The 21520-nt window shown below is 46.1% G+C and carries 18 protein-coding genes and 1 tRNA gene; 15 read left to right on the top strand and 4 right to left on the bottom strand.

Annotated elements, in window-relative coordinates; translation table 11 throughout:
- Positions 1 to 1182, bottom strand: a complete 1182-nt coding sequence (locus tag GKS34_RS17665; RefSeq protein ID WP_163386298.1) for an NAD(P)-dependent oxidoreductase — start codon at positions 1180 to 1182, stop codon at positions 1 to 3.
- Between the two features lie 385 nt (positions 1183 to 1567).
- On the opposite strand from GKS34_RS17665, the gene GKS34_RS17660 reads away from it, so the two are divergent.
- On the top strand, positions 1568 to 4537 hold the full coding sequence (locus GKS34_RS17660; protein ID WP_163386297.1) for a glycosyltransferase family 117 protein: 2970 nt from the start codon (positions 1568 to 1570) through the stop codon (positions 4535 to 4537).
- Positions 4538 to 4717: 180 nt separating this feature from the next.
- Here the strand turns inward: GKS34_RS17660 and GKS34_RS17655 are convergent, their stop codons facing one another.
- Positions 4718 to 5509 carry a class I SAM-dependent methyltransferase gene (locus tag GKS34_RS17655; protein WP_163386296.1) on the bottom strand — a complete coding sequence of 264 codons (792 nt, stop codon included), beginning with the start codon at positions 5507 to 5509 and terminating at the stop codon, positions 4718 to 4720.
- A gap of 74 nt (positions 5510 to 5583) precedes the next feature.
- Here GKS34_RS17655 and GKS34_RS17650 point away from each other — a divergent pair, with 74 nt between their 5' ends.
- From GKS34_RS17650 to GKS34_RS17640, 3 genes are read left to right on the top strand one after another with little or no spacing between them, the layout of a single operon-like run.
- The gene (locus GKS34_RS17650; RefSeq protein WP_240459352.1) at positions 5584 to 6807 is read left to right on the top strand and encodes a GWxTD domain-containing protein; all 1224 of its coding nucleotides are present in this window, start codon (positions 5584 to 5586) and stop codon (positions 6805 to 6807) included.
- The gene (rlmB, locus tag GKS34_RS17645; RefSeq protein WP_163386294.1) at positions 6780 to 7571 is read left to right on the top strand and encodes a 23S rRNA (guanosine(2251)-2'-O)-methyltransferase RlmB; all 792 of its coding nucleotides are present in this window, start codon (positions 6780 to 6782) and stop codon (positions 7569 to 7571) included. Before GKS34_RS17650 ends, rlmB begins: the two co-directional genes overlap by 28 nt.
- 12 nt (positions 7572 to 7583) lie before the next feature.
- Positions 7584 to 8825, top strand: a complete 1242-nt coding sequence (locus tag GKS34_RS17640) for a DNA recombination protein RmuC (protein WP_163386293.1) — start codon at positions 7584 to 7586, stop codon at positions 8823 to 8825.
- Here the strand turns inward: GKS34_RS17640 and GKS34_RS17635 are convergent.
- Entirely contained in the window at positions 8822 to 9466 is a 645-nt protein-coding gene (locus GKS34_RS17635) for a SprT-like domain-containing protein (protein WP_163386292.1), read from the bottom strand. The two genes, GKS34_RS17640 and GKS34_RS17635, sit on opposite strands and share 4 nt — an antisense overlap.
- 180 nt (positions 9467 to 9646) lie before the next feature.
- On the opposite strand from GKS34_RS17635, the gene GKS34_RS17630 reads away from it, so the two are divergent.
- From GKS34_RS17630 to GKS34_RS17615, 4 genes are all read left to right on the top strand, one after another.
- Complete coding sequence (locus tag GKS34_RS17630; RefSeq protein ID WP_163386291.1) at positions 9647 to 11428, top strand: FAD-dependent oxidoreductase; 1782 nt, start codon at positions 9647 to 9649, stop codon at positions 11426 to 11428.
- A complete protein-coding gene (locus GKS34_RS17625) occupies positions 11425 to 13290 on the top strand; it encodes a 2-oxoacid:acceptor oxidoreductase subunit alpha (RefSeq protein ID WP_163386290.1) in 1866 nt (621 codons plus the stop codon). The genes GKS34_RS17630 and GKS34_RS17625 overlap by 4 nt, the downstream gene beginning before the upstream one ends.
- Complete coding sequence (locus GKS34_RS17620) at positions 13265 to 14317, top strand: 2-oxoacid:ferredoxin oxidoreductase subunit beta (protein ID WP_163386289.1); 1053 nt, start codon at positions 13265 to 13267, stop codon at positions 14315 to 14317. The genes GKS34_RS17625 and GKS34_RS17620 overlap by 26 nt, the downstream gene beginning before the upstream one ends.
- Positions 14318 to 14475: 158 nt before the next feature.
- Positions 14476 to 15909: an NADP-dependent isocitrate dehydrogenase gene (locus GKS34_RS17615; RefSeq protein WP_163386288.1), complete on the top strand. Its 1434-nt coding sequence runs from the start codon at positions 14476 to 14478 to the stop codon at positions 15907 to 15909.
- A gap of 207 nt (positions 15910 to 16116) precedes the next feature.
- Here the strand turns inward: GKS34_RS17615 and dinB are convergent, their stop codons facing one another.
- Entirely contained in the window at positions 16117 to 17334 is a 1218-nt protein-coding gene (gene dinB / locus GKS34_RS17610; RefSeq protein WP_163386287.1) for a DNA polymerase IV, read from the bottom strand.
- Between the two features lie 90 nt (positions 17335 to 17424).
- On the opposite strand from dinB, the gene GKS34_RS17605 reads away from it, so the two are divergent.
- From GKS34_RS17605 to GKS34_RS17575, 7 genes are all read left to right on the top strand, one after another.
- Complete coding sequence (locus tag GKS34_RS17605) at positions 17425 to 18120, top strand: XRE family transcriptional regulator (RefSeq protein WP_163386286.1); 696 nt, start codon at positions 17425 to 17427, stop codon at positions 18118 to 18120.
- Positions 18121 to 18388: 268 nt separating this feature from the next.
- Complete coding sequence (locus GKS34_RS17600; protein WP_163386285.1) at positions 18389 to 18874, top strand: methylated-DNA--[protein]-cysteine S-methyltransferase; 486 nt, start codon at positions 18389 to 18391, stop codon at positions 18872 to 18874.
- Between the two features lie 53 nt (positions 18875 to 18927).
- Positions 18928 to 19389 carry a GNAT family N-acetyltransferase gene (locus GKS34_RS17595; protein WP_163386284.1) on the top strand — a complete coding sequence of 154 codons (462 nt, stop codon included), beginning with the start codon at positions 18928 to 18930 and terminating at the stop codon, positions 19387 to 19389.
- A 276-nt stretch (positions 19390 to 19665) separates the two neighbouring features.
- Positions 19666 to 19836: a hypothetical protein gene (locus GKS34_RS17590; RefSeq protein WP_163386283.1), complete on the top strand. Its 171-nt coding sequence runs from the start codon at positions 19666 to 19668 to the stop codon at positions 19834 to 19836.
- A gap of 1 nt (position 19837) precedes the next feature.
- Positions 19838 to 20176 (top strand): hypothetical protein, encoded by a 339-nt coding sequence (locus tag GKS34_RS17585; protein ID WP_163386282.1) that lies wholly within the window; start codon positions 19838 to 19840, stop codon positions 20174 to 20176.
- A gap of 270 nt (positions 20177 to 20446) precedes the next feature.
- Positions 20447 to 20528, top strand: a tRNA-Leu gene (locus GKS34_RS17580).
- A 64-nt stretch (positions 20529 to 20592) separates the two neighbouring features.
- A complete protein-coding gene (locus GKS34_RS17575; protein ID WP_163386281.1) occupies positions 20593 to 21486 on the top strand; it encodes an aldose 1-epimerase family protein in 894 nt (297 codons plus the stop codon).
- Positions 21487 to 21520 lie beyond the last annotated feature (34 nt).

Here is a 21520-nt window from a genome sequence, read left to right as displayed (position 1 = left end):
TTACCTTCTAACCGGCTCCTTATAGGTGGCTTGTTCCGCCAGGGTACTTTTCCAAGCAGTCAATGCCAGGGAATCCGGTATATTGATATCGTCAAAAGTGATTAATTCTCCTTGTTCAACGTTCCTTTTCAGTTGAACTTTGCTAAGTAAGCCGATGGGCACATGTTCCGGGCAGTCTTTAATTTTTAATGCTTCTCCCCGCACTTCCATGCTTCCAATGCCTTTGTCTATTATCGAACCTGCTGCCAAGTCATTTTTAGCGATCGCTCCCACGCTAATAGTAGGTGTCCTCCCATTATCAAGCAAAATCTCATCATGATTTACTAAATTAAGAATGCTATTTGGTATTTCAAAAAAGCAAAGATGCATGGGTTTGTACAACAGGTAATAAGGACCGTCACCCATCTTGTAGGTTTTGAGTTCAGCCGCCAGATCTTCCTGATGAGTCGCAGTGATAAATACGCCCGGAGGTGATTCTCTGGATATAATGTAATCGCTAATAATTTTATTTTCCTTTTGGGCTATTTCTCCCAGTGCGAAAGCACCTTTCTCAAAATCCGAAGTCTCGTACCCTACCAGCCCTTGCTGCACGATCTCCAGTCCCAGACCATTCGCTATCAAGGCCTGCTCTATTTGTAATTTGGTACCATCTGTAAAAGAAGTAACCGAACTAAGACTGTATCCCTGCTTCTGTCCCCAAAATAGCATGTCTTCCAAGGAAGGGTTTTGGTTTAAAAAGCCTTTAATATTTCCGTAGACCAACGGAGCAAAACCCATTTGCACGACTTCCTTATTTAAGGCTGCCAAACAACCCGGCTGGTCGCCATTTGCCTCCGTAATGATACCCCTTTTGGAAAGCCAGGAGCCGGTCACTACCTGAGTATCCGCATCCATTGTTACCACCGGCAACCCAAATTGAAAAGCTTTGTCGATAACCTCAGTTGAGTAAATCGGATCTCCAGTGCTAACGACAATTATGTCGGACGATTCCATCAACTTTTCTGGTTCCATGGTCAGGTAGTCCTGATCCACGCCGAGATCTTCGATTAATCCTTTTCTTCTGGTCAAAACCCCCGAAAGAGCCATGTCCTTTCTTCGGGCAATCAATTTTGCCAACCCTCTGCCGATACCTCCCGTACCGACAATTCCTATTCTCAATTTTTTGCTGATAGTTTTCTTCATAAAACAAAAATTTTCTGCTGCTTTTTTATGATGATGTAAAGATAGGTAAAAAAATTTAAAAATCATTTTATTGTATTTAAAATACATAAAAAATATTTTAAAAATCAGTATTTTAGGAAACATGCTTTAAGACAACTCATCCATTTTTTCTAACCATTAATCCGGAATAAAATGATTTTAATGACTTAAAAAATTGCCAACCAAGCTTATTATAAAATATAATTTGGAATTGATCGAAACCAAATGCAATAAAAAAAAATATAATTTGCTCAGATAGTCCGTCATTGGAGGGCTCCCCGAGTCCACCAAATCTTTAAAATAAGTTAAATCATCCTTTATTACTGATAATTTTTTTATTTTCGCTTTTCAAATACAAACCAATCGCATGCCTACATATTCCAAGGTAAACAACCTAACGGGCTGGACCGCCTTTCTGATTGCATTTATCACTTACTTGTTAACCATAGAGGAGACAGCAAGTTTTTGGGATCCCGGGGAGTTTATTGCCGTAGCTTATAAGCTACAGGTACCGCATCCTCCAGGTGCCCCCTTCTTTTTGTTGATTTATCGAATGTTTGGATTTTTGGCTTTTGGAGAAGGCTTGAATGTTGCCTATTGGATGAATATAGGGAGTGCGCTTTTTTCGGCATTTACCATCTTATTTCTTTTTTGGACGATTACTCTTCTGGGAAGAAAGCTGTACAGTATCTCCGTAGATAGTGAACCTTCTAAAGAGCAAACGATTGCTTTGATGGGCGCGGGTTTGATCGGTGCCATTGCCTATACCTTTTCAGACAGCTTTTGGTTTTCCGCCGTTGAAGCAGAAGTGTATGCCATGTCTTCCTTTTTCACAGCCATTGTCATCTGGGCGTTTTTGAAATGGGACGTAATCAGGGACCCCAGGGCGGAAAACCAGTACATGATTTTCATCGCCTACCTGGTGGGGTTGTCTATTGGGGTCCACCTGCTTAACCTGGTGACGCTGCCCGCCCTGGCATTGGTGGTCTATTTCAAAAAATACAAGCAGCACACCTTAAAAGGAGGTATTATCGCCTTTCTCTTAGGAGGAGTTGCCCTGGTCATTATAAACAATATAATCATTCCGGGCCTTCCTAGCATCGCAGGTTCTATAGAAATATTTTTTGTCAATAGCCTGGGTCTGCCTTTTGGGTCAGGAATCGTTTTCTTTGTCATTTTGTTTTTAGGTGGATTGACTTACGCTATCATCTACTCCTATAAGCGAGAAAAAGTAATTTTAAATACCATCCTGATATCCCTTACCTTTATTCTTATTGGATACGGGTCTTACGCACTGATCGTTATTAGGGCAAACGCAGATACCGTCATTAACGAAAATGATCCACGGGATATCATCAGTTTTGTAAGCTACCTCAAACGGGAACAATACGGTTACCGGCCCCTGCTACACGGGCAGTATTTTACAGCAGAAGTCATTGATCAGGTCGAAGGAGCACCTGTATATGCCAAAGGGGAGGAAAAGTACGAGATCGTCGATTATCAATTGGAAAACATTTACGAACCGGAGAAAAAAACCATTTTACCCAGAATTTATTCTACCCAGGAAAGACACAAACAACTCTATCGCTCAAAGCTGGGTTTGAGAGAAGGAGAGGACCCTACTTTTTTTGACAACATCTATTTTATGATAGATCATCAGTTGGGCCACATGTACTGGCGGTATTTTATGTGGAATTTTAGTGGCCGGGAAAGTGACTTCAGTGATGCTCCCTATTTGAGTATCTTCTCCACGCTGCAAACGGATTTTCCCGAATATATTCAAAACAACAAGGGGCATAATAACTATTACATGCTTCCTTTATTATTAGGTCTGATTGGCATGTTTTTTCAGGCCAAAATGGATCCCAAATCCTTTTACCTTACCCTAATGCTCTTTTTGATGATGGGGGCGGTACTGGTCCTTTATCTCAACTCCCCTCCCGTTGAACCGCGGGAAAGGGATTACATTTATGTGGGCTCATTCTACGCATTTGCCATTTGGATGGGATTTGGGGTCCTGGCAATCCGGCAACAGTTGCTAAAACTGAAAAAAGGGCTGGCCATGGCTGGCATCTATGCGACACTGATCGCCTTGCCTGTGCCAATCCTGATGGCCGGAGAAAATTGGAACGACCATGACCGTTCCAATAGGTATTTCTCCGTAGATGCGGCCAGAAATTTCCTGGCCTCCTGTGAGCCGAATGCCATTTTATTTACCGGTGGAGATAATGACACCTTTCCCTTGTGGTACGTGCAGGAGGTGGAAGGATTTCGGACAGATGTGCGTGTGATTGTGTTGAGCTATTTTGACACGGATTGGTATGTGAAGCAAATGGCCAGGCCAGTAAATGAATCTCCGGCACTGAACTTTACCCTTGAATATGAAAATTACAAGAAAGGCACGAATGATGTGCTCTATATTACCGATCGCCTGGAAAGTTTGCCATTGGTGGATTACCTGAAATTGCTGAAAAATAATAGCGAATTACTTAAACTTTCCAATAGTCGAGCAAGCAATATCAATACCGTGCCTTCCCGAAACCTGACCCTACCCATCAACCAGAATCGGGTAGACTCATTGGACATCGTTCCGGAACAGTTTAGAAATCTGAGAATCCCCCAGCTAAATATTCGGCTTCGCGGCAATTACGTCACCAAAGGTACACTCATGTTGCTCGATCTGATTGCCACCAATCACTGGGAACGCCCCATTTACTTCAACAACACCTCCCTGGCCACGATCGGATTTGATATGAGCCAGCATGTGGTCATGGAAGGACTTACCTATCGGCTTCTACCCATCCAAAAACCAGATAACCAGGAAGAACTGGTAAATACGGAACTTGCCTATGAAAATGTCATGGAGAATTTTGCCTTCCGGGGCATGAGTAATCCCGATAACTATTTCGATGATGAGTTCCGACGATTTACCTCCAATCACCGCAGTGTGTTAAACAGTATCGCCATTGCCTTAATGGATGAAAAGGACTTGCAAAGAGCCGAGGACATTATGCGATTGAGCCTGGAAAAATTTCCGCATGAGGCTATCCCGTATGACCTGGCCAGCGGACAGTCTGTACCGCTTCTTTTCGAACTAGGCATGGAAGAAGAAGCCCTTCATATTGTAGATGAAATGGCGGAACGGTCAGTAGAAATGCTGGATTTTTATCAGGAAACCGAAAGGGCCATGGATCGCGAAGCCTCCATTTCCATGGAGATGCTCCGGTATTTTATTCCCCTTCTTCGAGAACAAGGGTATGAAGAAAAAGCCGACCAACTTCAGGTGGAATTTGAAAGGCTTTTTGGGGATGCCAGCAACCGCATGCAGCGAAGGTAACGAAAGGCTCCACTTAATTGCAGTGGATGAAATGAGGTGCGTGCAATAAAGTGATCTATTTGATAATAAGCAAAAAGGGAAGGGCTGATAGCCCTTCCCTTTTTGGTATTGAAACAGTTCAGAGGATTACATGCCGAAATAGGCAATACCGGTTCACTCAGATTGTAGAAAAGGTATCGCTTAGCTTTCCTTTTCCGACTTTTTATGTAGAACATAAAAAAGGTCCAACGCCTTTTCCGGATTGTCTACCAATAGGTAATCATAATGGCAAATCTCTTCCACCGCTTTCCCTTGACTTTGGTGCAATTTGTTTCGGTTAAAACGGTTGGCTAGTTCGTACGGGATTTTCAATAGGCTGGCTGGCAAACGGTATTGAAGGTTAAGGAAATCCCAACGGGTGATTTTATTTACCGACTTTTTGTTGGCTTCGTAATACTGCCATACCTTATCGTTTCCTCCAATGCCCTTGGTCTCCACCTCATCGAAAATAGCTTCGCAGCGTTTCTTTAATTGATCCGGAGTGTATTCGCGGATATGCCAGGGGTTTCTGGAAAGGGAAAATCGAATGTTTGGAGTGGATATCAAGGCCTTCCCTCCTGGCTTCAACACCCGGTATATTTCTTCGAGGTACCAACGGTCATCCTCAATGTGTTCGATGACCTGAAAGCTGACTACGGAATCAAAGGAAGCATCCTCCAAACTGGAAAGAGGAGGCAAATGGGCCTGCTCAAAGGTGTAATCAGGATATTTCCTTTTTAACCTGTCTAAAATTTCTCCTATCTTGTCAATCCCATGGTACGTATCGACCAAGGGTCCCAGGGCAGCAACTCCCCGGCCTTCTCCGCACCCTATTTCCAGCAAATTGCCGGAAACGTAGGATTTGGCCACAATGTAAGCTTTGTAGAGGCGTTGATGTATCGGATTATCACTAATCAACTTATCGGAAGTAATTTCCGTTGTATAGGTAGCCATTTAAAATTTCTTTATTTTGAACAAAATTAAGGTTAATTTTTAAACCAACTATGGAAATAACAAAGTCATTGCTCATGAAAAATATTCTTGGATGTTTTGCCGTATGTTGCTTCTTCACCCTCTCTGCACATGCACAAAACAACTTGCAAAGCCTCAACCAAAGCCTTCGGTATTCCAGGTATTCCCGAATCTCATTAGATGTAATCCCCATAAAAACGGCCGAAAGAACCTTTACCCTACAGATGGTGGTTGAAAAAATTGAGGAAAATCCCAATTTTGAGGATTACCTTTTTTCTTATGCTATCGTCGGTGGATTTGAGCAGGAGTTTTCAGACGAGCAGATTATCGCCCTAGACAGGGACCAGCTAAAAGCCGATACGGAACGGCATTTCTACTTTGAAGAAACCGTAGAAATTCCCGCTTCTCAGGAGGCAGCCTACGTGGTATTTCGGGCACAGGATACCCGGCAGGAAGACGAGTACGTTTATCACGTCGACCTTATAAGTCCTTTTGTACCGGAGCAACCTGGCTTTGGTGCTTATTTCGGTAATGACATCCCCTTTGACCAAAATTTTCTAAACGTAGACGAATCCCTGCTGTTCAAACGGCAACAAGGTGTCAACTTATACCGCTATTACTATCCACAAGAATTCCCGCTTCCCTTACCCCCCATGGAAACCAAAGCGCCCGAAGTACCTAGAGAGACAGAGGTGATAGATGAAGGTAGTTTTCTGGTGAACGTGCCGGTGCCTTTCGATAAAGCGGGGTATTATTTCATACAAGCAGACACCACCTCACCTACCGGCCTGCTACTAAAAACTGTTAATAAAACATTTCCCCGCGTAGCCACTTGGGAAGAAATGATCGAAATGGTCGCCTACATCTCTACCAGAAAGGAGCACGAGACCTTGCTGGAAGCAGAAAATAAAAAAACAGCGCTGGACGAATACTGGATCCAGATGACCAGAGATGAGGAAACTGCAAAAACGGTAATCAAAGAATACTTTCGTCAGGTGGAGTTTGCCAATATCCTGTTTACTGATTTTAAAGAAGGCTGGGCCACAGACCGGGGCATGGTTTACATTATCATGGGACCTCCTCAGGAGGTGTACTTTGATGTGGATAAAGAAAGCTGGGTATACCAGGCACAGGATTCAAATTCAAAAATAACCTTTACCTTTGCGCGAGTAAAAAATATTCTAACCCCTAATTATTATACATTGAACCGATCTAGGGCCTATCAGCCGATCTGGTTCAAAACCATTACAGCATGGAGAAACGGAAGGATGGTTTTCTAATCAACCGAGATGAAAACCCAAAAGATTATATTTTTGGAATCAGGCCAATTCTGGAGGCCTTTCACGCCGGTCAGGAAATTGATAAGCTACTGGTGAACAAAGAACTGAAAGGTGACCTTTTAAAAGAGGTGGTGACGCTCGCCAGGGAAAAAAACGTTCCAATCACAAAGGTACCGGAAAACAAACTCAACCGAATTACCCGAAAAAATCACCAAGGAGTAATCGCTTATATGGGAGCCATTTCCTATGCTTCCTGGGAGAATGTGGTAGACGCATGTTACAATAAAGGTCAGGCACCCCTTATCCTGCTGTTGGATCGCATCACGGATGTTAGAAATTTTGGCGCCATCGCCCGTACAGCAGAAGTCGCTGGTGTTCATGGAATCATCATCCCGGAAAAAAGCAGTGCACAGATAAGTTCGGATGCCGTGAAAACTTCGGCCGGTGCGCTGAACTTTCTGCCAGTAAGCAGGGTCCGAAACCTGTACTATACCCTTAAAGACCTGAAAAAATTAGGGTTAAACGTAGTCGGTGTCACCGAAAAAACCCACCGAAATATCTATCAGGCCGATTTTACGGCACCTACCGCATTGGTCATGGGCTCTGAAGAGGACGGAATATCCGATGAACTGCTGGGCCTTTGCGATGAATTTGTAAAAATACCTGTGCTGGGACAAGTTGCCAGCCTCAACGTGTCCGTAGCTGCCGGGGTGGCCATTTACGAAGCCATCCGTCAACGCAGCGTGCCCGACCCGCAGGTCTAAATCAACCTGAAAATGGAAACTACCTATGGGTTGTTCCTTTGTCTGGCCGGAATAGGGGTTCTTTCCTGGCTCCTATTCAAAGCTACCTCCAAAAACAAAGCGCTGGAAGAAAGCCTGAAGGTAATGGAGCGGCAACAATTGGAACAGGAATTGGAAAAAAAACACGAGGAAAACCAAGCGAAGCTACTTCAGGAAAAACTGCAGTTCCAGGAATCCGAAATGGAAAAGATGGGAAAGCGATTCCAACAGGAATTTGAGTTGCTGTCCAACAGGATTCTGGAAGAAAAATCGAAGAAATTCACCTTTCAGAACCAGGAAAACATTACCCGTATCCTTCAGCCCCTAAGCAAAGACCTGGAAGCCTTTCGCAAACAGGTGCAGGATACCTACACCCAAGAGGCTAAAGAGCGCTTTTCACTCGAAAACCGGGTTCGGGAGTTAGCCCAACTGAACCAAAAAATCAGCCAGGAAGCACAAAATCTGACCAATGCCCTGAAAGGAAATTCCAAACTCAGGGGAAACTGGGGAGAAGCCATTCTCGAAACCATTCTGCAAAACTCCGGGTTGGAAAAAAACAGGCATTACAGCGTTCAGGAATTTCTTAGGGATGAGGCAGGAAATCCCCTCCTGGGCATGGATGGAAAAAAAATGCAACCCGATGTGATCATCCATTATCCGGACGACAAAAAGGTCATCATCGATAGCAAGGTTTCCCTGCTGGCCTACGAGCAGTACTGCAGCGAAGACAAGGAAGCGGATCAACAAAGCATGCTAAACCAACATGTGAAGGCCATTAAAACGCACATTGATCAACTTGCAGCCAAACAATACGAAGCCTATGCCCGGGCGCTTGATTTTGTAATCATGTTTGTACCGCTTGAAGCAGCATACATGGTTGCCATACAGGCCGATGAGCGCCTTTGGGAATATGCCTATAAAAAGCGGGTATTACTTATCAGTAGCAGTAACCTGATCGCGGCGCTGAAACTAATTAAAGATCTTTGGGTCCGGGATGACCAAACCAAAAATTCCCTGGAAATCGCTGAAAGAGGCGGTCGGATGTTCGATAAGTTTGCTTCCTTTCTAAAAAGCCTGGAAGAAATCGGACGACATCTCGATCGCTCACAGGAAAGTTACCAGACCGCCCTGAAGCAACTAAAAACCGGAAAAGGAAACCTGGTTTCTCAGGCTGAGAAATTAAAAACCCTGGGCATCAATGCCCGAAACCAACTGCCCGACAGCCGGCAGGACTAAAAGGGCACCTCCGGATCTTCCTCCACCAAGGTCACTTCTGCATGAAGAGAGATCAAGTACTTCCTTCCTGTGGTCCGCTCCAGGCACAACACCCTGCTTCGCTTGGTTTCCAACTTTTCAAAAATTCTGCGCTTTAACCCAAAAGCAGTTCCCGGTTTCAGGTCGCCTAGGAGTACCCCCGGAACCCTACCTGGAAAGATATCATACTTTTTTAATTCCTTCATCAAAAAATAATCGGCCCCAGTGCTTGCTTTAGGACTCTTAAGATGCAGTCGAAGTGGAATTAAAATATCTCTGGGAAACACCGAGATATCGAGCATGGGTTCCATCAAATCCCGAAAAGCCCGCTTCCACTCCGGACCATGAGGCTTGATTCCCTTGCGCTCATAATCTCGAAATACCCGGTGATGGGAAATTTCGTGGATTAGGGTGATCAAAAACTGATATGGGTTCAGGTCGTGATTGATGGTGATTTTTTGGATCTTTTGATCCTTTCTGTACCGGAAATCTCCCAATTTGGAAGATCTGGACCGGCTAATTACCAATTCAAATGGATCTTCTTTCCACAATGCGAAACAATACGCTACCGATCCTTTGGGCAATTTGTCTCCCAGTTTCTGATTCCAATTATCCAGCGTCATATCCCTATTTTCTGCCGGCTAAAATTACTCTTTTTTAGGCGGTAATAAAATTAAAAAATAATCATTCACGGCTTTCAATTAGGAACACGAACAAATTATTTGGTCATTCATTTGTTTTGATGACTTTATTTTATAAAATTATTCTGCAATAAGCAGAAAGAAGAATAAACCCAGAATGCCATGAAACCTACCGATACCCGCGATCCGGAGTATTACCACAAAGTTGTGGACTGCCAATACGCTTGTCCGGCCCACACCCCCGTGCCGGAGTACATCCGGAAAATTGCCGCGGAAAAGTACACCGAAGCCTATATGATCAATTGGGAATCCAATGTTTTCCCGGGAATTCTGGGCCGAACCTGTGATCGCCCCTGCGAACCTGCCTGCAGACGTGGCAGGGTGGAAGAAGAACCGGTAGCCATCTGCCGCCTGAAACGAGTAGCCGCCGACCAAAAAGGTGACGTGCAATCCCTCATGCCACATGCACCCTTTCCGGCAAATGGGAAAAAAATTGCCCTGATTGGGGGAGGTCCCGCCTCCCTTACCGTTGCGAGAGACCTGGCACCTTTGGGCTATGAAATCCATCTCTTTGACGAACAAATCGCCGGAGGAGGTATGATGCGCAGCCAGATCCCTGCTTTCCGCTTACCTGAGGAAGTATTAAACGAGGAGGTGGGGTATATTCTAAATTTGGGCATTCATACCCAATTTATGACCTATGTAGAAAGCCTGAAAGCTGTATTGGACCAAGATTATGATGCCGTTTTTGTAGGTACCGGTGCTCCCAGAGGAAGGGATTTGCCGAAATTGCCCGGCAGAAAAGAAGGGGATGCCAACATTCATATTGGTATCGAGTGGCTTGCCGGCGTGGCTTTTGAGCATATAGACAAAATTGGTAAAAAAGTAATCGTTTTGGGAGGCGGCAATACAGCTATGGATTGCTGCCGTACTTCCAGACGGTTGGGGGGCGAACAAGTGAAAGTGGTAGTAAGAAGCCCGTTTAAAGATATGAAAGCTTCCCCCTGGGAAAAAGAAGATGCCCAACACGAGGATGTAGCCATTCTGGACAATCACGTGCCGCTAAGTTTTGAAGTGGAAAACGGAAAACTAACCGGAATGAAATTCCAGAGAGTAAAGGCACATTACGATGATAAGGGCAAACGAAAACTCATACCTACTGGAGAACCGGATGTATTTATCGAAGCCGATGAGGTATTAATCGCCATAGGGCAGGAAAACAGCTTTCCCTGGATCGAACGCAATATAGGATTAGAATTTGACGAATGGGAAATGCCAGTCGTGGATAAGGTCACCTTTCAGTCTACCCATCCTAAAGTATTTTTTGGAGGAGACGCAGCTTTTGGGCCGGAAAATGTAATTACTGCTGTGGCTCATGGACATCAGGCAGCCGTATCCATGCACCTGTTTTGTCAGGAAAGAGACCTGCATCAAAGACCAGCTCCCTACACCAACCTATTCAGCACCAAGATGGGCATTCACGAATGGAGCTACGACAGCCCGGTTACCATAGATCAGCGCTACCTGGTACCGCAGGCCCAAAAATCCATCACCTTAATAGATAGACGAAAAGAGGTGGAATTGGGATTTGACCCTCCTACCGGCTACAAAGAAGCCCAACGCTGTCTGAACTGCGATGTGCAAACTGATTTTACAGCCGACCGCTGCATCGAGTGCGATGCCTGTATGGACATCTGCCCTACCTCCTGCATTACCTTCACCGGCAATGAAGCGGATGAGGACCGACTCCGGGAAAAACTACTTGTTCCTGCCGAAAACAAGTCCCAGGACATTTTGGTCTCCGAAACCTTAAAAACAGGAAGGGTAATGGTAAAGGATGAAGACGTCTGTTTGCATTGCGGTCTTTGCGCTGAAAGGTGTCCCACATCCGCCTGGGACATGCAGCAATTTTTCTATAGTGTCACCAAAGCAGGAAATTTATGACTATCCCCGTTACTCTCCCGCGACCGGAAGCGCGGGTCAATGATTTTGTAGCCCGGTTTGCCAATGTCAACGGAACTGGCTCGGCCAGTGCCAATTTTCTATTTGCCAAAGCCATCTTTCGAATGGGCGTCCCTGTCACTCCCAAAAATATCTTCCCATCCAACATTCAGGGATTACCAACCTGGTATGAAGTACGGGTAAGTGAAAAAGGATACCTGGGACGAAGGGAAGGAATTGACCTGCTGGTGGCCGTAAATGCCCAAAGCATGAAGCAGGACATTGCCAGTGTGCGCGAAGGGGGCTACCTGATGTACGATAGCACCAAAAAACTGGCTCCGGATCTGATCCGAGACGGCATTCATTACCTGGGTGTTCCCATGATGGAACTGGCCAATGAAAACTTCAGCAACCCCAGGCAGCGACAATTATTTAAAAATATTATTTACGTAGGCGCATTGGCAATTTTGCTGCAAATCGAATTTTCGGTATTGGAAACCCTGCTGAAAGAACAGTTTGCCGGCAAAGAAAAATTAATTGCTCCCAACCTAAAGGCACTGAAGTTAGGCATGGAATATGCCAGGGAGCATTTTGATTTCCCCCTGGACTTCTACCTGGAGCGCCGGGATTTGATCAGAGATAAGATTATGGTGGATGGCAATACAGCCTGCGGTCTGGGTGCCGTTTATGGCGGTGCCACGGTGATGGCCTGGTATCCAATTACCCCTTCCACTTCCGTCGCAGAAGCCTTCGAAAAATATGCTACCAAGTACCGGGTAGATCCGGAAACGGGCAAAAACCAGTTCGCCGTAGTGCAAGCGGAGGACGAACTGGCCGCCATGGGTATGGTGATCGGGGCTAATTGGAATGGAGCGAGGGCGCTTACCGCTACCAGCGGACCTGGGCTTTCCCTGATGAACGAATTTATCGGTCTGGCTTATTTTGCCGAAGTGCCTGCCGTACTTATAGACGTGCAACGAGCAGGTCCCAGCACTGGAATGCCCACCCGTACCCAACAATCAGATATCACCCTTGCTGCCAATGCTTCGCACGGGGATAGCAAACATCCCCTGCTCTTTCCCTCTACCCCAAAGGAATGTTTCGAGATGACTGCAGCATGCTTTGATTTGGCAGATCGCCTACAAACGCCAATCATCCTGATGACAGACCTGGACCTGGGTATGAACGACCACATGAGTGAGCCTTTTCAATGGGAAGAGAACCGGAAATACGACCGGGGAAAAGTACTGAATAAAGAAGAGCTGGACGCCATGGGCCGGTATGGCAGGTACCTGGACCAGGAAGGAGACGGGATTCCTTACCGCACTTATCCGGGCACCCACCCAACGAAAGGGGCTTTTACCACCCGGGGGACGTCCAGGGACGAATACGCTGTCTATACCGAAGACAGTGCGGCCTACAAAAGAAATATGGACCGATTATTAGTAAAATGGGAAACCACAAAATCTCTCGTACCCAAACCTCAACTGTATCAGGAAACAAATCAAAGCGATTGGGGAATGTTGTTTTTTGGAACTTCCACCTTCTCTTCAGAAGAGGCAAGGGATTTGTTGGCCGCGAGGGAAATCCAGCTGGATGCCCTGCGTATCAAGGCTTTTCCATTCGGAAAAGAAACGGAGACCTTTATCCGCACCCACCAACTGGTTTTTGTCATCGAACAAAACCGGGACGGGCAAATGCGAAGCCTACTCATTCAGGAAATGCAACATGACCCACTTCGACTGGTATCGATTCTGAATTACGATGGCATGCCCATTACTGCCGACCAGATTGCCCTGAAAATTGCCGATTATTTAAAACAAAACAACGCCGTGCCCCATGACCTATCTGAAACCTTTATTTAGACATCCCCGCTTACCCAAAAACAAACTGGGCTATACTCTCAAAGAGTACGAGGGAAGCATTTCTACCCTTTGTGCAGGATGCGGGCATGACAGCATCAGTGCCACCATCGTTCAGGCCTGCTTCGAATTGGCCATTGAACCCCACCTGGTAGCAAAAATCTCCGGGATCGGCTGCTCTTCCAAAACCCCGGCTTATTTTCTAGGAAATTCTCACGGGTTTAATTCGGTGCATGGTAGAATGCCATCCGTAGCCACCGGAGCCAATATGGCCAATAAAAACATGGTGTATTTCGGAGTTTCTGGTGATGGGGATACTGCCTCGATCGGGATGGGGCAGTTTGTTCACGCCATCCGCCGAAACCTGAATATGGTATACATCGTGATGAATAACGGCTGCTACGGCCTGACCAAAGGACAGGATTCGGCCACTGCAGACGTAGGATCGGCCAGCAAATCAGGGCATATTAACCCCTTTCAACCCGTAGATCTTGCCAGCCTGGCGGTGGAATTAGGCGCCACCTTCGTTGCCCAAAGCTTCAGTGGTGACAAACAACAACTGGTTCCTCTCATCAAAGCTGCCATCCAACACCAGGGACTGGCCTTTATCAACGTGATGTCGCCCTGTGTCACCTTCAACAATAATCCAGGGTCTACCAAATCCTACGATTACGTAAGGGAACACATGCATGCTACTGGTAAGATGGACTTTGTGCCTCAGCAAAAACCCATTCAAGCAACCTATGCAGAGGGAACGGATACTGCTGTGACCCTTCACGACGGTTCGGTCATGAGTCTACACAAACTGGCTCCGGATTGGGACCCCGAGGACCGGCTTTCTACAGTCAATGCCTTGCAGCAGGCACGTGCAAAAAACGAAATCCTCACCGGCTTGCTGTACATTCATACCGGATATGGGGATTTGCACAAAATCCTGAATACAACCGATACCGCATTGAACGGCCTGACAGAAAAAAACCTTTGCCCGGGAAAGAAAACGCTGGATACCATCAACGCCGGACTGCGTTAACCGGTAATTTCCTCCTGACCTGAATGACAAGACTGGAAGATTCTATGGCGGGAGTGTTGGTTTATTTATAAATTTAATTTATGTTTTTGATAATAAACATAAATAAAAATTAATAATTATTCCTCATTACTTTTGTGCCGGACCAAAAATAAACGCACATGCAATCAATTAGTGTAGCCCATGGAGACGGCATCGGGCCGGAAATCATGGACGCCACCCTGCGGATCTTGCAGGCGGCAGGAGCAAAAGTAAAATGGGAATCGGTAGAAATGGGTGAGAAGGAGTACCTGGCTGGAAATAGCAGCGGCATTGGCAAGGCAGCCTGGGAAAGCATCCGCAAAAACAAGGTGCTGCTAAAGGCCCCGATGACTACTCCACAGGGGGGTGGGTACAAAAGCTTGAACGTTACCCTTCGCAAAAGCCTGGGACTCTTTGCCAACGTCAGACCCTGTAAAAGTTTCCATCCCTATGTTCCTACCAAACACCCGGAGCTGGACCTGGTGGTAATCCGGGAAAACGAAGAGGATCTCTACGCCGGCATTGAGCACCAGCAAACAGACGAAGTGGTTCAATGCCTGAAACTCATCACCCGACCAGGATGCGAACGCATCATCCGGTATGCCTTCGAATACGCCCGGCACTACCAACGCAAAAAAGTTAGTTGCTTTACCAAGGACAATATTATGAAACTGACCGACGGGTTGTTTCACCGTGTATTTAAAGAAATTGCCCTTGAGTATCCGGACATTGAGTCTGACAATTGGATCATCGATATCGGCGCTGCTCGCCTCGCAGATACGCCAGAAATGTTTGACGTACTGGTCATGCCCAACCTGTATGGCGATGTGGTGTCCGACATCACCGCTCAACTATCGGGATCCGTAGGTCTGGCAGGATCGGCTAATATCGGTGAAAAATGCGCGCTTTTTGAGGCCATACATGGATCGGCTCCCCCATTGGCAGGCAAAGATCTGGCAAATCCCTCCGGACTATTGCGCGGAGCTATTCTCATGCTCAATCACATCGGGCAGCCGGAAGTAGCCGAAACCATCAAAAACGCCTGGTCCTGTACCCTGGAAGAAGGCATTCATACCGAGGAAATCTTCCGTCCCGGGCAAAGTAAACAAAAGGTCGGTACCCGTGATTTTGGCAGGGCGGTAATCGAAAGACTGGGGAAAATTCCGAAACAACTCAAGCCGGTTTCCTATGCCAAAGAGGTGCGAATCCTGCTTCCGCCATACCAGCGAAAAGCCGCCGGTAAAAAAACCTTATTGGGAGTAGATCTCTTTATCGATTGGAAGGGCAACGATCCCGACGAATTGGCAGCGAAAATACAGGAACTACACCCCGCCTACCAACTCACGATGATCACCAACCGAGGGGTGAAAGTCTGGCCAGAGGGTTTTGAAGAAACCTTTTGCACGGATCACTGGAGATGCCGTTTTGAACTGACAGCAAATACTGCCAAAAACGCGATTGGAATAGCCGAGCTGCTAATCCATGCTATCCAAATGGACGTGGAAGTAATCAAAACCGAAAACCTCTATGCCTTCGACGGGCAAAAGGCCTATTCCCTGGGACAAGGCCAATAGCATTTTTCACGCCGTCATCCACCTGGTGACGGCGGCTTTTATTTCAGCCTCGTTAAATCGAGCGTATTTGCTCAGCGATTTTCCAAAAGCATCGCCAGGACAACCTTTTGCTAATCGGGGATTATTTTTTCGGCAAGAATGCTTTTTTCGACACGCAAGGACCGGGATGCTGCATCGAATTTAAAAAGGCAATAAAATCCCAATCGTTCAAATTTCCTTTCCGTTAAACGGATTAAAACGTCTGCGGCCCCCCCCCATGCCGACTGCCCTGCAAACGGTTTTATTCCCGTATTTTCCATTGATTCGATCAAGGGCTTGATAAAGGGAGATGCGCTCTTGCGTGTCTTCAAACAGGTTGATCTGATAGTTTCCGTGAACCAGGCCGCTGAAACGCAGGCCAATTAGGCGGATCAACAAACGGCGCTGGTACAATTGGTGAAAGAGGGCCTTAACGACTGGAAGCAGGCTGTGGTCTGCTGCCGTATAGGGCACCTGACGCTGTATGGTGTGAGTCTCAAAGTCCGAGTAGCGGATCTTGACAGCCACGGAAGAAGCGACTTTTTGCTGCCGGCGCAATTTTCCGGTAAGCTGCTCGGTCATAGCCGTAAGCGTGGCTTCCAGCAGGCGTAAATCGATGGTATCGGTTTCGAAGGTGTTTTCAGAGGAGATGGATTTAGCCTCCGAATAAGGCCGGATGGTGGCGTGGTCGATGCCGTTTGCCTTTTCCCAGATGAGCAGCCCATTTTTTCCAAACGCCGATTCCAACAGCTCTGCTGGCATGGCCTGCAGCGTATGGATTTTTTTTACCCCCATATTGAACAGGCTTTGTGAAGTCTGCCGCCCGATCATCGGAATCTTACGCACCGAAAGGGGAGCCAGAAAGGACTTTTCCTCTCCGTGGAGTACCTGCTTTTCGTTGTTGGGCTTGGCCTCTCCCGTGGCCACCTTGGATACAGTTTTATTGGCTGAAAGCCCGAGCGAAATGGGCAGACCACTTTCCTGTATGATTCTTTGCCGCAACTCGCTGGCCATTTTAAAACAACCAAAAAATCGATCCATGCCGGAATAATCCACATAAAACTCGTCAATAGACGCTTTTTCGAAGATCGGTACGCTTGCACGGATGATATCAGTGATTTCATGTGACTTTTGGCTATACCTGGCAAAATCACCCCGAACCAGTAATGCCTCCGGACAAAGTTGCCGGGCGGTACGCATGGGCATGGCCGAGTGAACCCCAAACTTCCTGGCTTCATAGCTGCAAGAAGCCACTACTCCCCTGTCTCCCGAACCACCGATCAAAATAGGTTTTCCATCTAAGCGATTGTCATACAACCGCTCCACTGAAACAAAAAAACTGTCCAGGTCCAGGTGCACTATATTCCGCTTATTTTCCGTATCCTCCTCCCCTTTCTTTGTAAGCATTGAAATGTTTATATTATTGACAATTTAATGTTTATAATTTAAACATATTGTTTTACATTTGTTCATCTCTGGCTTTAAAAAAATTTATCCTTGTACCTTCATGCGAATATCAAATTACTGCGCAAAAGAAAAGGGCTGACCCAATCCATCATGGCCGAAGGCTTGGGTATTAGCCGTTCGAAGCTGGCCGGGTATGAGCTGAATGTGAGCCCGCCGCTGGATACGCTGGTTCGCATCTGTGAATACCTGGAAGTATCCGTGGATCTGATGCTGAAAGAAAACCTCGAAAAATTCCCTGCTCATCGCCTGATGGAAGTGTTGGAAACCAGCCGCTATCTGAAAGGCCGGGAGCTGCGCATACTGGCGACCACCGTGGATGCGAGCGGTCGAGAACTGATAGAAGTGGTATCCCAGAAAGCTAAAGCCAGCTATCTGGCTGGATTCTCAGATCCGGATTTTATAGGAGAGCTGCCAAGGTTTCAACTACCCTTCCTGCCTCAGGATAAAAAATACCGGGTATTTCAGGTAGATGGAGACTCCATGGAGCCCATTCCCGACGGATCCTGGATTGTTTGTGAGTACATGGACGACTGGACGGAGATACGGGATGGAGAAAAATACGTGGTTGTCACGGCCCAGGACGGCGTAACCTTCAAACTTGCTTACAACCAGTTGAAAGAAAAAAGGCAACTGCTGCTCTGTTCAAGTAACCCGCTGTATAAACCTTTCGAGGTAGCCGCAGAAGGCGTACGGGAAGTATGGAAGTACCGCATGATGATGGTATGATTTGCGATTAGTTGGTAAAAACTGAAATAAAACCTACCTTTACGTCATTGATAGCCCATCGATGATTAATTTCCGGCAACATTTTCTGCCGAAACCTGTTAAAAATGCTCATCCTTAATCCCGGTTTCATATTCTGTATGCGCCGGTAGACGCATGTATTTTTAGTCTAAAAAGGCCAGGCAACGATTATCTCATTGGAAAGTACAGCAGCGCGTCGCTGCCTCAGTTAAGGTTAAACCTTGTTTTTGGTTTTAAAGTTGTAGAGGATATGAAAGAAACAGTGGTAATGGCGTCTCCCTTAGGTAATATCCGTCTCATCGCCGAGGATGGCTTTCTTTTGTCCTCTCATTTCACTGAGGACAAGGTATCTGAAAAAGCCGATTCCTCATTTTTTCTAGACATCATGGCCCAACTGGAAGCTTATTTCAAGGGGAAGCTAACCGTTTTTGATATCCCCGTTGGAATCGGTGGATCCGCATTTCAAAAATTGGTCTGGATGGAAGTTAACAAAATACCCTTTGGACACACGGTTTCTTACCATGACATAGCCAAAGCCCTGGCCAAACCCACAGCCGTTCGTGCAGTAGGAGCTGCCATCGGGGTCAACCCGTTGCTGGTTATTATCCCCTGTCATCGGATCATTGCCAGTACCGGGGAGCTTACCGGCTATGCTGGCGGCCTGTGGCGAAAGCTGAAACTACTGCAACTGGAATCCAAAGACAAGCCCGGCAATCAGTTTGACCTCGGTTTTTAAATTTCCGACAGGCATTTACTTTAATTTAATACCCGACTTCCTTAATTTTGATCATGGAAACGGTAAAAATTCTGCCCTTTAGCGATGCTTTGGCGCCCTATTTTCTAGCTATCAACCGGGAGTGGATCGAACAGTATTTTTTTCTGGAGCCATTTGATTTAGCGCAGTTGCAGACTCCTCGGGAAACCCTTATTAACTCTGGTGGAGAGGTGCTATTTGCCGAGTGGAAGGGAGAGATCGTAGGCACCGTGGGTCTGAAAAGTAGCGGTAATGGACAGTACGAATTGATCAAAATGGGCGTGCTGCCCAAGGCCCGTGGACAAAATATCGGGATGCTGCTTGGGCAGGCCGCCTTGGACTGGGCTAAGAAGCGAGGGGCTCAAAAAGTACTCCTCTATAGCAATTCCATCCTTGTACCGGCCATTGCCTTGTACCGAAAGTTAGGCTTCCGCGAAATCCCCATGGAACCGGGCACTTATCAGCGCTGCGATGTAAAAATGGAGTATTTGTTGTAACCTTTGCCTTCCTGCTCGAATCTATTTTTTCAGGTAGATTATCATCTTCTATCCCTACCAATCTGGTTCAGACAAGCTGCCCTGCAAACTGTTAGTACGAAACGCACAAATAAGTCTCCTATAAACTTTCTGCTGTTTAACGTGTTAATCTCCCATGGACAGTCATTTTGATGACATTGATTCTTATCAATTTATCATTTAATGGCCTGAACGTATGGTAGCTCCGAACGCCATTTTCTCAATAATCGGCAACTCTTTTAAGCGCTAATAAAATTCATGAAAAAATTTAAAAAATCTGAAATAGTACTGATGGTATTGGTGGTAATTCTGATCGGTGTATCAGAATACTACTTCCTCATTGTCGGAGAACCCCTTAAAGCCATTTTCATAGGCTTGTGGTGCCCGACCATATTGGGTTTTTTGATACTATTTAATATGAAGAGATAAAATGGAAAACATAGACGTAATCATATTAACAATCGTAGTGGTGATCTCCTTTGTGGTTTTTATCGTCACCTCTATACGGGAATTCAGTCGCATGGAGGAAGAACCATATGAATATGAACCGGCCTCCGGTCCTACCAGAGCAGCATTGTTTAATGCGCTCAGTTCATTGCTTGAAGAAGAAGACTATCCTACAAAAAAAAACAAAGGGCATAAGGGGCCCATAAAAAGGACCATTTCTGATATGGACTCAGACGGGGTACATTTTGAAAGGGAGAAAAAGACCGGGAATAAAGGGGAATCAAGAAAGAAATCGGCGGATAGCGACCAAAAGAAAAAGTAGATTACTCCACAGGCTTCCAAAAAATGTGCCGCCAGTAACCATTAATTAATAATTTAACATCCTTCAATGTCTTTATTTCCCCTCCATGATTTTTCATTTCCAATATCGTTTTTTCCGATTACCATTTGGAACCGGGCTGAAGGTGCAAGTATCAAACCGGCAACCTCCCAATAATTCAGCAAGGAAAATTCAACCTATTGGCTCATTAAATTTGTCTTCCCTTTTGTTTGCAAGGGTAGTGATATCTTACTAGTTTTGCATCTCCATTTTGCGCACGTGGTGAAACTGGTAGACACGCCATCTTGAGGGGGTGGTGCCTTCGGGTGTGGAAGTTCGAATCTTCTCGTGCGCACTCCACCTTTCCTTTTTTGGGAAAGGTTTTTTTTTGAACAGAAAATTCACCAATTTCCCTGCTCATGACCGCCTCTCAATCGTTTTACTTGAAAAATGGCCCCGTGGAAGCCCGGTTCTCCAGTTTGGGTGCCGAGTGTACTTCACTTAGCTTTCATGGGATTGAATACCTTTGGCAAGCGTTCCCTTCTATTTGGGGCAGACATGCCCCCGTACTTTTCCCCATCGTAGGCCGACTTCAGGACGATCAATATATTTACCAGAGCAAGGCCTATTCGCTTACCCAGCATGGTTTTGCCAGAGACCGAGAGTTTTTGCTGCTGGACCAATCTCAGGATAGCCTGTTATTTTCTCTGAAATCGGATGCAAAAAGCCTGCAGGTCTATCCTTTTGCGTTTCAACTGGAAATCAGGTACACCCTCACCGATACTGGAATGCGGGTAGATTACCGGGTCAGTAACCCCTCCGCTGATGAGGAGCTGTGGTTTAGCATTGGTGCTCACCCAGGGTTTGCCTGCCCCCTTGAACCAGAAAAAGAATCCCTGGAGGATTACCAATTAGACTTTGGACAGGAAGACCTTTCGTCTCTTTCACTTTACGTCCTTGAAAAGGGACTGATCGGTTCCGAAAGGAAACCCCTGCCGCTCAAGAACGGGAAACTGGAACTGAATTGGGAATTGTTTCAAAACGATGCCTTAATAGCTGATGCGGGTCCGGTTACTTCTGTTTCTATACGCAGTCTGAAAACGGGAAAAGGCTACGCCATGGATTTTAAGGAGTTTCGCTGGCTCGGTCTGTGGACCAAACAAAAGGATGCCGGCTTTATCTGCATAGAACCCTGGAATGGAATTGCAGATACCGTCACGCATAATGGAAACTTTCAGGAAAAGATGGGTATCCATTCCCTGCCGCCCGCAGGTGTGCATAACGTGGGTTTTGATCTGACATTATTTCAATAAAAACGCTGCAGGGTAAAATCCTTTTTTGCATTGC

It is taken from the genome of Cyclobacterium jeungdonense (assembly GCF_010994275.1).
Lineage (GTDB): Bacteria > Bacteroidota > Bacteroidia > Cytophagales > Cyclobacteriaceae > Cyclobacterium > Cyclobacterium jeungdonense.
Note: the sequence above shows the minus strand (reverse complement) of the source record. Positions and strands in the feature narration are given on the sequence as shown.

Bases quoted from the DNA above. Each gene is read 5' to 3' on its own strand.
- dinB (WP_163386287.1), bottom strand. From the start codon at position 17,334: ATGCTTACAAAGAAAGGGGAGGAGGATACGGAAAATAAGCGGAATATA.
- GKS34_RS17620 (WP_163386289.1), top strand. From the start codon at position 13,265: ATGACCTATCTGAAACCTTTATTTAGACATCCCCGCTTACCCAAAAAC.
- GKS34_RS17600 (WP_163386285.1), top strand. From the start codon at position 18,389: ATGAAAGAAACAGTGGTAATGGCGTCTCCCTTAGGTAATATCCGTCTC.
- GKS34_RS17590 (WP_163386283.1), top strand. From the start codon at position 19,666: ATGAAAAAATTTAAAAAATCTGAAATAGTACTGATGGTATTGGTGGTA.
- GKS34_RS17630 (WP_163386291.1), top strand. From the start codon at position 9,647: ATGAAACCTACCGATACCCGCGATCCGGAGTATTACCACAAAGTTGTG.
- GKS34_RS17585 (WP_163386282.1), top strand. From the start codon at position 19,838: ATGGAAAACATAGACGTAATCATATTAACAATCGTAGTGGTGATCTCC.
- GKS34_RS17625 (WP_163386290.1), top strand. From the start codon at position 11,425: ATGACTATCCCCGTTACTCTCCCGCGACCGGAAGCGCGGGTCAATGAT.
- GKS34_RS17575 (WP_163386281.1), top strand. From the start codon at position 20,593: ATGACCGCCTCTCAATCGTTTTACTTGAAAAATGGCCCCGTGGAAGCC.
- GKS34_RS17660 (WP_163386297.1), top strand. From the start codon at position 1,568: ATGCCTACATATTCCAAGGTAAACAACCTAACGGGCTGGACCGCCTTT.
- GKS34_RS17615 (WP_163386288.1), top strand. From the start codon at position 14,476: ATGCAATCAATTAGTGTAGCCCATGGAGACGGCATCGGGCCGGAAATC.
- GKS34_RS17655 (WP_163386296.1), bottom strand. From the start codon at position 5,509: ATGGCTACCTATACAACGGAAATTACTTCCGATAAGTTGATTAGTGAT.
- GKS34_RS17595 (WP_163386284.1), top strand. From the start codon at position 18,928: ATGGAAACGGTAAAAATTCTGCCCTTTAGCGATGCTTTGGCGCCCTAT.
- GKS34_RS17635 (WP_163386292.1), bottom strand. From the start codon at position 9,466: ATGACGCTGGATAATTGGAATCAGAAACTGGGAGACAAATTGCCCAAA.
- GKS34_RS17640 (WP_163386293.1), top strand. From the start codon at position 7,584: ATGGAAACTACCTATGGGTTGTTCCTTTGTCTGGCCGGAATAGGGGTT.
- GKS34_RS17650 (WP_240459352.1), top strand. From the start codon at position 5,584: ATGAAAAATATTCTTGGATGTTTTGCCGTATGTTGCTTCTTCACCCTC.
- rlmB (WP_163386294.1), top strand. From the start codon at position 6,780: ATGGAGAAACGGAAGGATGGTTTTCTAATCAACCGAGATGAAAACCCA.
- GKS34_RS17665 (WP_163386298.1), bottom strand. From the start codon at position 1,182: ATGAAGAAAACTATCAGCAAAAAATTGAGAATAGGAATTGTCGGTACG.